General features: G+C 43.5%; 13 protein-coding genes. 8 read left to right on the top strand and 5 right to left on the bottom strand.

The features are described from left to right. Nucleotides 1-23 precede the first annotated feature (23 nt). From tagF to F896_RS06350, 6 genes are all read left to right on the top strand, one after another. The gene (gene tagF, locus F896_RS06325) at nt 24-983 is read left to right on the top strand and encodes a type VI secretion system-associated protein TagF (protein WP_016164331.1); all 960 of its coding nucleotides are present in this window, start codon (nt 24-26) and stop codon (nt 981-983) included. Continuing rightward, on the top strand, nt 980-1,753 hold the full coding sequence (locus tag F896_RS06330; RefSeq protein ID WP_016164330.1) for an OmpA family protein: 774 nt from the start codon (nt 980-982) through the stop codon (nt 1,751-1,753). The genes tagF and F896_RS06330 overlap by 4 nt, the downstream gene beginning before the upstream one ends. Before the next feature lie 33 nt (nt 1,754-1,786). After that, nucleotides 1,787-2,050: a PAAR domain-containing protein gene (locus F896_RS06335; RefSeq protein WP_004654745.1), complete on the top strand. Its 264-nt coding sequence runs from the start codon at nt 1,787-1,789 to the stop codon at nt 2,048-2,050. A gap of 459 nt (nt 2,051-2,509) precedes the next feature. Next, entirely contained in the window at nt 2,510-3,280 is a 771-nt protein-coding gene (gene modA, locus F896_RS06340; protein ID WP_016164329.1) for a molybdate ABC transporter substrate-binding protein, read from the top strand. A gap of 4 nt (nt 3,281-3,284) precedes the next feature. Beyond that, nucleotides 3,285-3,980, top strand: a complete 696-nt coding sequence (gene modB / locus F896_RS06345) for a molybdate ABC transporter permease subunit (protein WP_016164328.1) — start codon at nt 3,285-3,287, stop codon at nt 3,978-3,980. Then, the gene (locus F896_RS06350; RefSeq protein ID WP_016164327.1) at nt 3,977-4,594 is read left to right on the top strand and encodes an ATP-binding cassette domain-containing protein; all 618 of its coding nucleotides are present in this window, start codon (nt 3,977-3,979) and stop codon (nt 4,592-4,594) included. Before modB ends, F896_RS06350 begins: the two co-directional genes overlap by 4 nt. On the opposite strand, the gene F896_RS06355 is transcribed toward F896_RS06350, so the two are convergent. Beyond that, complete coding sequence (locus F896_RS06355; protein ID WP_004654733.1) at nt 4,589-4,855, bottom strand: metal/formaldehyde-sensitive transcriptional repressor; 267 nt, start codon at nt 4,853-4,855, stop codon at nt 4,589-4,591. The two genes, F896_RS06350 and F896_RS06355, sit on opposite strands and share 6 nt — an antisense overlap. Nucleotides 4,856-4,911: 56 nt before the next feature. Here F896_RS06355 and dmeF point away from each other — a divergent pair, with 56 nt between their 5' ends. After that, nucleotides 4,912-5,859 (top strand): CDF family Co(II)/Ni(II) efflux transporter DmeF, encoded by a 948-nt coding sequence (dmeF, locus tag F896_RS06360; RefSeq protein ID WP_016164326.1) that lies wholly within the window; start codon nt 4,912-4,914, stop codon nt 5,857-5,859. A gap of 46 nt (nt 5,860-5,905) precedes the next feature. Here the strand turns inward: dmeF and chrA are convergent, their stop codons facing one another. Together chrA and F896_RS06370 are read right to left on the bottom strand one after the other, a co-directional pair. Beyond that, a complete protein-coding gene (chrA, locus tag F896_RS06365; protein ID WP_016164325.1) occupies nt 5,906-7,249 on the bottom strand; it encodes a chromate efflux transporter in 1,344 nt (447 codons plus the stop codon). 116 nt (nt 7,250-7,365) lie between these two features. Further along, nucleotides 7,366-8,322 (bottom strand): LysR family transcriptional regulator, encoded by a 957-nt coding sequence (locus tag F896_RS06370; RefSeq protein ID WP_016164324.1) that lies wholly within the window; start codon nt 8,320-8,322, stop codon nt 7,366-7,368. Nucleotides 8,323-8,414: 92 nt separating this feature from the next. Between F896_RS06370 and F896_RS06375 the strand changes: the two genes are divergently transcribed. Next, nucleotides 8,415-9,056, top strand: coding sequence for a LysE family translocator (locus F896_RS06375; RefSeq protein ID WP_016164323.1), 642 nt, complete (start codon nt 8,415-8,417; stop codon nt 9,054-9,056). Nucleotides 9,057-9,102: 46 nt separating this feature from the next. Here F896_RS06375 and F896_RS06380 read toward each other — a convergent pair whose 3' ends face one another. Both F896_RS06380 and F896_RS06385 read right to left on the bottom strand, forming a co-directional pair. Continuing rightward, the gene (locus F896_RS06380; RefSeq protein ID WP_016164322.1) at nt 9,103-11,073 is read right to left on the bottom strand and encodes a family 2A encapsulin nanocompartment cargo protein cysteine desulfurase; all 1,971 of its coding nucleotides are present in this window, start codon (nt 11,071-11,073) and stop codon (nt 9,103-9,105) included. Then, a complete protein-coding gene (locus tag F896_RS06385) occupies nt 11,048-11,980 on the bottom strand; it encodes a family 2A encapsulin nanocompartment shell protein (protein ID WP_016164321.1) in 933 nt (310 codons plus the stop codon). The genes F896_RS06380 and F896_RS06385 overlap by 26 nt, the downstream gene beginning before the upstream one ends. Nucleotides 11,981-12,064: the final 84 nt, after the last annotated feature.

Raw genomic sequence — 12,064 nt, 5'->3', positions numbered from 1 at the left:
AGGGAACAGCAGGAGGTGCTTGGATGCAACAAGTAAAAACGACAGCTTTGTACTATGGAAAGACACCAGCTCGTGGTGACTTTCTGAAATCCAAAGGGCAATATGCATTAATTCAAGTGCTGGATCAGTGGATTACGGAAGCACTTGAACATGCCATGCGCAGCCCTGAGTTCAAGCAACGTTATGAGGCTTTACCTTCTTTGGATTTTTTTATAGCCAATCCTGCTGAGCCAATGTTTTTGGCTGCCAATTTAATTGCCAGCCAAGACAGCTCAGGACGTGCATTTCCGATGGTATTGAGTCAATTACTTGAAGTTGAGCAGCCTTATCAAAATTTATTATTGGCGCCGTTTTACTACAAGTCAGTCTTGGTCGATTTATTCCAGCGCAATCGCGTATTACGCAGTATCCGTGATACCAATATTATGCTGGAAAAGCTGAATAACCTACCGAATGTGGTTCAGATTTTCACTGCCGAAGAATGCAATGGTTTTTATGAAAACCATACTATGCATTCCTTTGCCCAATTGATGAAAATCAATGTCTATGAACTGGCACAGAGTATGATCGGATTGGGGCTTTTACTGCAACCGATCTTAAAAAATGGTACTAGTCGTTTAAATAAGGTATTGATCCTACCAATCAATAACGCGATGTACTGTTATGAAATCGCAGCGTTTTGGGTTGGGATGGTTGGACGCTTCTTAGGCATCAATAATACTGAAATCCTGATTGGCATCTTGCATCGTGAGGAGCCGATATTATTCATTGGTTTCCAAGGCGCGGATATCATGGCGCTCAGCGATATTTTTACCCAAAACATGCAGAGCGAGCATTGGGTATCCTTAATCCAAGCACAATGGATTGATGCCTATCTGGAGCAGAATGCAGGCCTTGCTACACTCGAACAATCACTTTGTCAGCGTCAGTTGAGCCTTAACCAAGGTTTGAAGCTGTTCAGACAAACTTTTTTAGATGAATGAATATGAAAAATAATCCGAAATCTATCTGGGCAAGTTTACTCTTTGGCTTATGTGTTCTAGGTCAAAGCCATCTGCTCCATGCTGCACCAATTGTGGTAGAGGGGGTGGTGCCCAATGAGGAGAGTAAGCAGGCAATCTTGGTCAAAATGCAGTCTGTTTATGGTGCAGATCAAGTCGTGGACAAAATTCAGGTTAGACCAGTTTCAGCGCCGAGTGGCTGGAGTGATTCAGTGACCCGCGTCATCACTCCAGATCTAAAAAAGATTTCACAAGGTCAATTACGTGTTAGAGGAACTCAGGTTGATTTAACTGGTAAAATGACGGACCCAAATCAGATTCAACCGACAGCCAGCAGTTTTCAGGCTTTGGTCCAACAACCGTATCGCTTCAATGCACAACTTTCAGTAAATCAGGCTGAGCAAAAAATCATTGACGATGCTTTGAAGAACCGAATCATTGAATTTGAATCGGGTAGTGCCATTCTGACTGCTGCAGGACAACAGATTCTGGATGAAATGGCAGTAGCGTTAAATAAGGTTGGCGGCAAGAAAGTCAAAATTATTGGCCATACCGATAGCTCTGGTGATGCCAATAAGAATACGGTATTAAGTCAGCAACGTGCTGCAGCGGTACAAAGTTACTTAGTCAGTAAAAGTATTGCCGCAGATCGTTTAAGTACCGAAGGTAAAGGTTCAAGTCAACCTGTTGCAGATAATGCAACTGCAGACGGTCGTAAGAAAAACCGCCGCATTGAATTTGAAGTACTTTAATCATTCATAAATCCAAATGTGAGGGATGTGATTATGGCAACACCCTATATCGTTGTTGGTTGCCCAACCACAGGTGGTGGGCAGGTCATCAGTGGAAATAGCAGCTTTCTTATAGAAGGTATTCCGATTGCTTGTGTTGGGGATAAGGCCACCTGTCCAAAACATAAAACTGTGGCGACGATTGTTGCTGGTGATCCGAATATGCAAGTCATGGGTAAAGCCGCTGCTAGAGTGAATGATCCACTATCTTGCGGCTGTAAATTATTGCCGAAACAGAATTTAGCAGTTAGAGGTTAAGGCATGATTTAAGCTTCAAATCTAGTAAAAGCTTAAAGATCATTTGGCACATCTTTTGCTAAAACAGAAATAGGGTAGCGATCTAGGCTATCTTTAGAAATAGACAAAGGCGTCTATTCAACATCATTCAGTTGGTGTTTGGATAGGCGTCTTTTTATTTTGGAAAGCAAAATAGAGCTAATCGCTATATTTTTCGGTAAATAACGATTGATCGAGAGCATATTTGATCTGGATGATGCGATCTATCGCTCATATCGAAATTTATATGGAGATGCCCTGAATTGGCGAGAAACTGATTTTTTGCACCAAATAATGATCTGGATGCCAATTCTTAGATCATTGAGTTTCTCTTAAACAGATGATGGATTAAGGATAACAAGACTGGCGAATTGTTATTTTTAGTGTATCTTTATTAATCGATATATTTTAAAAAACATATCGAAATTTGAGGACAAAACAATGCCAACAATGATGAAAAAAACATATCTCTGTGCTGTCGCTTTCGGGGCGAGTTTATTGATGCAGACCCATGCCGTAGCCGCGGATGCGATTACTGTTTACGCCGCTGCAAGCTTAACCAATGCGGTCAATGAACTCGATGTGATCTATGAGCAAAAGAATAAAACTGAGGTCAAAACTTCGTATGCAGGTTCTTCAACCTTAGCTAAGCAAATTGAGGCGGGTGCACCCGCTGACGTATTTATGTCAGCTGATGTGCAATGGATGGACTATTTACAGAATAAACAGCTGGTTGCGCCAACCGATCGCATCAATTTATTGGGTAATCGATTGGTTGTGATTACACCTAAAGATCGACCGATTAAATTAAAAATGGATAAAAGTTTTGATCCAACTCAAGTGATTCAAGGCAAGCTGTGTACAGGGGATACCAAGAGTGTACCAGTCGGGAAATATGCTAAACAGGCGTTGACCTCATTGGGTTGGTGGGACAAAGTTCAACCAAGACTGGTTGAAACGGAAGATGTGCGTGCAGCTTTAAACTTTGTAGCGCGTGGCGAATGTCAGGTCGGTATTGTCTATGCGACTGATGCGGCCATCAGTAAAGATGTGGTTGTGGCAGGTATCTTCCCCGAGAATACGCATCCACCGATTATTTATCCTGTGGGCTTAACCAAGAAGAATGCGGAATCGATTAAATTCTATAAATTTCTACAAAGCGGGCAGGCAAAAACGATATTTAAAAAATATGGGTTTAGCGTGTTGCAGTAATTAAATGATGATATTAAGCCCTGAAGAAATTGAAGTTCTCAAGCTGTCCTGCAAAGTGGCAGCAGTGTGTCTGGTGTTTAGCTTAATTCCTGCAACTTTAGTGGCTTGGGTATTGGCGCGGAAAGAATTTTGGGGAAAGTCACTGTTTGAGACCTTGGTGTTCTTGCCTTTGGTCTTGCCACCTGTCGTGCCCGGCTACTTATTGCTGCAATTGTTTGGTAATCGGGGACTGTTCGGGCAATATCTTGCACCGCTCGGTTTAGAGTTTGCCTTTAACTGGAAAGGGGCAGTGTTGGCATCCGCAGTGATGGGCTTTCCCTTATTGGTGCAATCCATTCGGCTGGCGATTGAGCTGGTTGATCAACGCTTGGAGCTGGCTGCGAAAACCTTGGGTGCATCTTCCTTTGGGGCGTTTATGCAGGTGACATTACCGCTCGCGAGTAGCGGTATTTTGGTCGGTGCTATTTTATGTTTTTGCCGAAGTTTAGGGGAGTTTGGCGCAACCATTACCTTTGTTGGCAATATTGCTGGCGAAACCCGCACTTTACCGTTGGCAATGTATAGTTTAATGCAGCAACCCGATACCGAAGCAGCAGTCTGGCGATTGATTATCCTGTCTTTATCGGTGGCATTCTTTGCCTTATGGTTTGCACAGTGGTTCAATCGTTATCAGAAAAATAAGCGTGGGTATTCAGCATGATTGATTGTCATATACAGCTACAACAAGGGCAATTTTGTCTGGATCAACGCTTTCAATCTGATCAGTCGGTGATTGGTTTATTTGGGGCTTCGGGTTCGGGGAAAACCACGATTTTACATAGTATTGCAGGGTTAATCCGACCTCAATTGGGCTGGATCAAAATTCAGAATCAGACTTGGTTCGATCAAGGTCAGAACATTCATCTCAGTACGCAACAGCGTCGCGTGGGCTTGGTCTTTCAGGATGCGCAACTGTTTCCACATAAAAACGTCAAACAGAATTTACTGTTTGGTTTTAAGCATATTGCACCACAACAACGACAGTTCGAAGTGGACTATATTGTTGAGTTACTTAAATTGGAGCATTTGCTGGAACGTATGCCGATTAAGCTGTCTGGGGGAGAAAAACAGCGAGTGGCTTTGGGACGAGCCTTACTGTACTCGCCACAATTGCTACTTTTAGATGAGCCACTGTCTGCACTGGATACCGCGCATAAAGCTGAGATCATTCCTTTTTTTCAACGCGTTAAACAGGAAATCAAGATCCCAATGTTGTATGTCAGTCATGATCATTCCGAGCTAGAACAACTGAGTGACACCATTTGGTATTTATAGATAGCGTTGTAATAAGGTGAAAAACTTTTCTACTTCTTCCTCATCCACATGATCAGCACCTTTTAATACATGTTCTTTTAAGTGTTGTTCGATCAATTGGTTCATTAAGCCATTCACCGCACCTTTGACTGCTGCAACCTGCTGTAGAACTTCTATGCAAGAACTTTCAGGGTTTGTGATTGATTTCTCAACTGCTGCGAACTGTCCTTGAATCCGCTTAAGGCGATTTAAAATTTTCTTATCTTGATGTAGGTGAGACATACTTTTTTTCCTAAAAAAATATATACTAGGGGGAGTATATTGGAAGACTAAAATAAATGCAGCATAGTAACCTAGAACGACGTCATTCTCACCAGTTTGATCAAGGAAATCCCTTAGCACAAAAAAGAATTTTGATTGCCACCATTTTAACCGCCGTAATGATGGTCTTGGAAATTCTAGGTGGCTGGTTTTTTAATTCGATGGCTTTGCTTGCCGATGGTTGGCATATGAGTTCGCATATGCTGGCCTTGGGACTTGCGTATTTTGCCTATCGCATGGCGCGACATTATGCCCAAGATCAACGCTTTAGTTTCGGTACATGGAAAATTGAGATCTTGGCGGGGTATAGCAGTGCGATTTTATTGATGGTGGTGGCACTGTTAATGGGGATTCAGTCACTTGAGCGTTTATTTAATCCTGTCACCATTCATTTTAATGAAGCCATTCCAATTGCGATTGTGGGGCTGATCGTCAATCTGATTTGTGCGTGGTTGTTACATGATGGGGGAGATGAGCATCATCACCATCATTCGCATAGTCACTCTCATGGTGAAGCACATCATCACGGTCATGATCATCATCATGATTTAAACCAAAAAGCCGCATTCTTACATGTAGTTGCTGATGCGGTAACGTCCGTTCTGGCAATTATTGCCTTATTTGCGGCCAAGTATTTCGGCTGGAATTTTCTGGATGCTTTGCTGGGGATTGTCGGGGCATTACTGGTTGCAAAATGGTCTTGGGGGTTGATGCAGGATACAGGGAAAACCTTATTGGATGCTGAAATGGGTCATCCTGTGGTCGAAGAAATACGTGAGGTGATTGCCCAGTTTTCGCAGGTTGAAATTACCGATCTGCATGTATGGAAGGTAGGCAAAGGCAAGTTCTCTTGTATTTTAGGATTGGAAACCACCATGACTGATCTCAATCCTGATCAGATTAAAGCGGAATTGGCGATTCATGATGAAATTGTGCATGCCTCAATTGAAATCCATCATATTTAATATAGAACTGCACCGAGTAGCATTTTGAGCTACTCGATGCATTCAATTAAGCGCCAATATATAAAATCAAACCGCAAAAGGCCGATGCAAAAATCACATACAACACATTGAGCTGAAATTTGAATAAAGCAATCAATGCCGCAACGGTAATCAATGCCGCTTCATAATTAAAGCCATGATCAAAACCATTGGGCCAGAGCACATGATAGCTAAAGAATAAGGCCAGATTTAAAATTACTCCGACCACAGCAGCGGTAATCGCAGTGAGTGGCGCAGTAAATTTAAGTTCATTATGGGTGGATTCGATAATTGGTGCACCCGCGAGAATAAACACAAAGGAAAATAAGAAGGTAAACCAAGTGACGATCACCGCACCAACTGCACCCGCTAAAAACAACTGCTCAGCACCCAATACAGCATGGTTATACGCTCCCAAGAAACCAACGAATGCCACCACCATGATCAGAGGGCCTGGGGTACTTTCACCCAGTGCCAAACCATCAATCATTTGTGTTGGACTCAGCCATGCATAATGATTGACTGCGCCTAGATACACATAGGGCAATACAGCATAAGCACCGCCAAAGGTGAGTAAGGCTGCTTTAGTAAAGAACCACGCCATTTGGGTATAAGTATGTTGCCATCCCAATCCCAAAGTCAAAAGCAGTATCGGCATAAACCAAAGTAACGAAGCAATGATCAGGATTTTGGCAAGATTGGCCCAGCGGAAAATTGCATGGGCAGGTGCCGGCGTATCATCATCAATCAAGGCAATCCCGTAACTTTTGTGGCTATTTTGATGGGACGACTGAGCCGTAAATAAATCTGGTTTTTTCTTACTCAGCGCATAGCCTGAAATGGCAGCTGCTAACACGATCAGGGGAAAAGGGACGTTAAACAGGAAGATAGCAATAAATGCGGCAGCAGCAATGCCCCATAAAAACGGATTTTTTAGTGAGCGACTGCCAATACGATAAGTCGCGTGAAAGACAATTGCCGTGACCGCAGGTTTAATCCCATAAAACAAGCCAGCAATGATGGGTACATCACCAAATTGCACATAAATCCATGAAAGGGCGATCAGGATAAATAGTGAGGGGAGAACAAACAGAATACCTGCTACAAGCCCGCCTGTGGTTCGATGCATGAGCCAGCCAATATAAGTGGCGAGTTGTTGTGCCTCAGGACCGGGGAGTAACATGCAGTAATTCAGTGCATGTAAGAATCTTTTTTCAGAGATCCAACGTTTATTTTCCACCAGTTCTTGATGCATCACCGCAATTTGACCAGCAGGTCCGCCAAAGCTGATAAATCCTAATTTCAGCCAGAATAAAAAAGCTTGCCAGAAAGGGATTGCTGGCGCTGGATTTATAGGATCAGCTGATTGCATGATGTATTCCAAAGAGTTTTATTTTTATTTCTAGATGATAAATAAAATTAAGCATTGAGTTTATAAATTTTAGTGAGTTAATAATTCAGAATAATGAAATTATTGAATTTAAATAATCACTCATTATTTTTTATTGGAGCGTCCTGTTGAACTAAAACCGGTTCTGCGGCTAATTTTTCCGCTAGATACTGAATGAACACACTCAATTTAGGTGGCACATGACGGGTAGGAGGATAGAGCAGCCATGCACCACCACTATAATGGGTCTTAAAATGCCAATCAGGTAAGACCTGCACCAAAGAACCTTGTTCTAAGGCATGGCGTGCTACGAAGTACGGCAAACTGGCTATGCCTAAATGTTGTAAAGCGGCACTCAGGCGTACGCCAGTATGATTGGCTGCATAACGACCACGGACTGGCACAGTAATCGATTTCTGTTCTTGCTGAAACTTCCATTTCGAGTCATTCGGTTGTTCACCCAAATAAATACATTGGTGCTGCTTTAAATCATGAGGATGTTGCGGTATGCCATGTTGCTGTAAATATTCTGGTGTAGCACAGATTAAATGATCAATATCAATCAGTTTTCGTCCCATCAAGCCACCTGGTGGCTGTTCGGTAATACGAATCGCCAAATCGACACCATCATCAATCAAGTCAATATAGCGGTCTTCCAATAGCAATTGAATATCAATTTTTGGATACAGTGCCAAGAATTCGGGTAAATGCGGATGCAGCATAAAATGCCCAACGGCTTTGGGCACACTAATCCGAATAATGCCCTGTGGTTCAATATGAAATTGACCTGAGCTTTCCATTACCGCTTGTGCAGCATTGACCATGTCGACACAGCGTTCATAGACCTGTTGACCACTTTCACTTAAGCGCAGTTTACGTGTGGTGCGATGCAATAAACGTGTACCTAAAGCCCGTTCTAAACGGGCAATGGCACGGCTCACGGCAGACGGGGTTGAACCGAGCTGTCGTGCTGTTTCAGAAAAGCTTTCCGTTTCGACAACTTTGACAAAGGTTGCCATTTCATTTAACAGGACCAGACTTTGATTTGTGCTCATGAAGCAAAAGTTATTTGGATTTTGATTGGATTATCGCGCTTTAAAAATCGCAATACAATCTTTTTCCTGTAGTCATGATGGAGATAAATCAAATGTGGCAGTTGTATGGACATGAGTTTCTGGCCTTGGCATTGATCCATTTTATGGCAGTTGTTTTACCGGGTCCTGATTTTATTATTACAGTACGGCAGAGTGTTCGATATGGCTATTTGATTGGTTGTATCACTGCAATCGGAATTGGTGTCGGCATTTCGGTGCATGTGTTTTATACCTTGGTGGGTGTTGGCGTGCTGATCCAGCAAAGTGTCTGGTTAATGTCGGTATTACGCATAGCCGGGGCGGCTTATTTGATTTATCTGGGTTGGCAATGTTTACGTAGTCAACCGAATGCCAATCTGGATATTTTGGCTGGTGAGGCGATGGGCAAACCGAGCTTAATCCAAGCTTTTAATATGGGTTTTTTAACCAATGCACTGAACCCCAAAGCAACCGTTTTCTTTCTGGCAATTTTTACCACCATTGTTAGCCCAACCACACCGTTAAAGGTTCAAATTGGTTATGGCGTCTGGATGTGTCTGGTCAATGCAGTGTGGTTTATCTTGGTCAGCATTATGTTTGCTCAGCCTGTTGTACGGAAACGCTTTTTAGAGTTTGGGGTGTATTTTGAACGGGTAATGGGGGTTATTCTGGGTGTAGTTGCAATACGATTGATTTGGAGCGTTGCCTTTGCCTGAACATAAAAAAGACTGCACTGAGGCAGTCTTTTTTATTGGAGAGGGGTTAAGCACCCCGTTTGTTTCTGGTCAGTTGATGTAAGACTGACACTAGCAAATCAATTTCTTCGGTGGTGTTATAAAAGGCCAAAGACGGACGCACGGTTTGTTCTACACCAAAACGACGCAAGATTGGCTGAGCGCAATGATGCCCTGAACGCACTGCAATCCCATGCTGATTCAGTGCCTTACCCACTTGCTCTGTCGAATAACCTTCAAGGGTAAAGGACATCACACTGGCTTTGTTTCTGGCTGTACCAATCGGTCTCAAACCTGCGACGCTGCTTAAGGCATGTTGACCATATTCCAGTAAATCATGTTCATAACGGGCAATATTATGAATACCGAGGCGTTCCACATATTCCAGTGCTGCACCTAAACCCACGGCATCGGCAATATTGCCTGTGCCTGCTTCAAACTTATTGGGCGCGGGTTGGTAAACCACTTGTTCAAAAGTCACGTCTTGAATCATATTGCCGCCGCCTTCCCAGACTGGCATGGTTTCCAGAATTTCAGGCTTGGCATAGACTGCTCCAATCCCTGTAGGCCCAAACACTTTATGTCCAGAGAATACAAAGAAGTCGGCATCAATTGCTTGGATATCGGTTGGAATATGCGAAACCGATTGAGCACCATCAACCAAGACCCGCACACCTTTGGCATGCGCGATTTTGATCACCTCAGCGACAGGTGTCACCGTACCTAAGGCGTTGGACACTTGGGTAATTGAGATGAGTTTGGTTTGTTCATTGATCAGTTTTGGCAGTTCTTCCAAAATGATTTGCCCCGTATCATCCACTGGAATGACACGGAGTTTGGCACCGACTTTTTTGGTGAGCTGGAACCACGGTACGATATTGGCGTGATGCTCAAGATGAGAAACGATGATTTCATCGCCTTCACCAATATTCTGTTCGCCCCACGTCTTGGCAATCAGATTAATGCCTTCAGTCGTGCCACGAACAAAAATGATTTCCTTGGATGATTTTGCCCCAATAAAACGAGCCACCACATTACGTGCATGTTCATAGGCATCGGTTGCACGTGCTGCCAGCTCATGTGCAGCACGATGAATATTGGAATTTTCGTGCTGATAAAAATAGGCAATACGATCAATCACACTTTGTGGTTTCTGCGTGGTCGCTGCATTATCAAACCAAATCAGAGGACGACCATTGACGCGTTCTTGCAAAATTGGAAAATCACGACGGATTGATTGAATATCCAAAGGTTGAGCTGCATGGGCAACAAACTGCGGCTGTGATGGCTGGTAATTGCCATACCCCGCGTTGTTTGGTGGCAAATCTAAAAAGTAGAAACCTGAAGAGGCTGTACTTTGGGCTTGGGCTGAACTTGGCTGATCTTGCTGCAACAAGCTTTTTAGTGCATCGCCGTGTGGTAATTGAAATGATTGTGCAGTCGCAAAACTGGCAGCATCAAATTCAGAACTTGATGTGCTGGGTGCTGCAAAATCATTTAAAAAATAAAATGGTGATGCTTCGCTTGTTGATGGGCGAGAAGGTTCAAGCGAAGGCACATTCGGCGCACTATGAATCGCTTGTGGAAAATTCGGTTCAATGGGTGGGCGAGGTAAGTTCGCTCCACCGACCACGGGCGCAGATGCAATCGCACGACGTTCCGGATAATCGGGATAGTTTGGAATATGCTCAGGATATTCAGGATTCAAACTTTTTTCATAAGCAATATTGGGCGCACGTCCACTTAACGCTGCTAAAGGTTCAGTAGGCTGGGGTTGATGAGGCGGTGTACCGACATTGGGCAAGTTCAAATTCAAACCAGAAGAGTGGCTACTGCCTGAGCTTGGCAGCGCAGCAAAAAACTCAGAGGCAAGCTTTGAAAGTGTTGCTTCATTCGGGAAGTTGGACGGTGGGCTAACACCGACCACTTCTGAACCTGTTGGACCACCTTGCCCAGTACCTGTAGAAGATAGGTTACTTGTAGTTAACTGGGTAGTCATGATATTTGTCCACCTCCACATCTTCGAGCACAGCCAACGCATCCTCAGTCAATACCGCCAATGAGCAGTACAGTGAGATCAGATAAGACGCAATCGCATTGCGGTTGATGCCCATGAAGCGTACAGAAAGTCCAGGAGATTGTTCACCTGCCAAGCCCGGTTGGAATAAGCCCACCACACCTTGGCGTTTTTCACCCACACGCAGTAACAAGATTTTGGTTTTACCATCTTCTACAGGAATTTTATTCGATGGAATCAGTGGGACACCACGCCATGTGATGAACTGTGAACCGAATAAACTGACGGTTGGTGGTGGTACACCACGACGAGTACATTCACGGCCGAATGCAGCAATCGCATCTGGATGCGCAAGGAAGAAACCTGGTTCTTTCCAGACTTTACGGAGTAAATCATCAAAGTCATCTGGTGTTGGGGGACCATTTAAAGTTGAGATACGCTGTTCATCTGTGACACTGGCCAATAAACCATATTCAGGATTATTGATCAGCTCGCTTTCTTGGCGCTCTTTAATGGTTTCAATGGTTAAGCGTAATTGTTCTTTAATTTGATCATGTGGGCTGCTGTAAAGATCGGCAACACGGGTATGGATATCCAAAACAGTAGAAACACCATTGAGGAAATATTCACGCGGTTGCGCATCATAATCAACAAAGGTTTGCGGCAAAGTTGCTTCATCACGTTTCGTACAGGCCACTTGGATGTCATCGGTATTGCTAACACGGTTAACGCGATAAATACCTGCTTCAACAGGAATCCATTGCAATAAATGTGTGAGCCAACGTGGGGTAATGGTTGAAAGTTGTGGAACGGTTTTGGTGGCATTGGCAAGCTGTCTGGCTGCGTGATCACCAAGTGCAAGTTGGACCTTATCTGTGGTTTTTGCCATGAATCAATTTTCCTGTTGTTTTTTGGCTTTGTTAATAAAAGGGTTGGTTTTATTTCAGTATTGCTTAATCATTTATTAAATTAG

It is taken from the genome of Acinetobacter genomosp. 15BJ, assembly GCF_000400715.1.
Classification (GTDB): domain Bacteria; phylum Pseudomonadota; class Gammaproteobacteria; order Pseudomonadales; family Moraxellaceae; genus Acinetobacter.
Note: the sequence above shows the minus strand (reverse complement) of the source record. Positions and strands in the feature narration are given on the sequence as shown.

Excerpts from the sequence above, each read along its gene's own strand:
- tagF (WP_016164331.1), top strand. The coding sequence starts at position 24 with ATGCAACAAGTAAAAACGACAGCTTTGTACTATGGAAAGACACCAGCT.
- F896_RS06330 (WP_016164330.1), top strand. The coding sequence starts at position 980 with ATGAATATGAAAAATAATCCGAAATCTATCTGGGCAAGTTTACTCTTT.
- F896_RS06335 (WP_004654745.1), top strand. The coding sequence starts at position 1,787 with ATGGCAACACCCTATATCGTTGTTGGTTGCCCAACCACAGGTGGTGGG.
- modA (WP_016164329.1), top strand. The coding sequence starts at position 2,510 with ATGCCAACAATGATGAAAAAAACATATCTCTGTGCTGTCGCTTTCGGG.
- modB (WP_016164328.1), top strand. The coding sequence starts at position 3,285 with ATGATGATATTAAGCCCTGAAGAAATTGAAGTTCTCAAGCTGTCCTGC.
- F896_RS06350 (WP_016164327.1), top strand. The coding sequence starts at position 3,977 with ATGATTGATTGTCATATACAGCTACAACAAGGGCAATTTTGTCTGGAT.
- F896_RS06355 (WP_004654733.1), bottom strand. The coding sequence starts at position 4,855 with ATGTCTCACCTACATCAAGATAAGAAAATTTTAAATCGCCTTAAGCGG.
- dmeF (WP_016164326.1), top strand. The coding sequence starts at position 4,912 with ATGCAGCATAGTAACCTAGAACGACGTCATTCTCACCAGTTTGATCAA.
- chrA (WP_016164325.1), bottom strand. The coding sequence starts at position 7,249 with ATGCAATCAGCTGATCCTATAAATCCAGCGCCAGCAATCCCTTTCTGG.
- F896_RS06370 (WP_016164324.1), bottom strand. The coding sequence starts at position 8,322 with ATGAGCACAAATCAAAGTCTGGTCCTGTTAAATGAAATGGCAACCTTT.
- F896_RS06375 (WP_016164323.1), top strand. The coding sequence starts at position 8,415 with ATGTGGCAGTTGTATGGACATGAGTTTCTGGCCTTGGCATTGATCCAT.
- F896_RS06380 (WP_016164322.1), bottom strand. The coding sequence starts at position 11,073 with ATGACTACCCAGTTAACTACAAGTAACCTATCTTCTACAGGTACTGGG.
- F896_RS06385 (WP_016164321.1), bottom strand. The coding sequence starts at position 11,980 with ATGGCAAAAACCACAGATAAGGTCCAACTTGCACTTGGTGATCACGCA.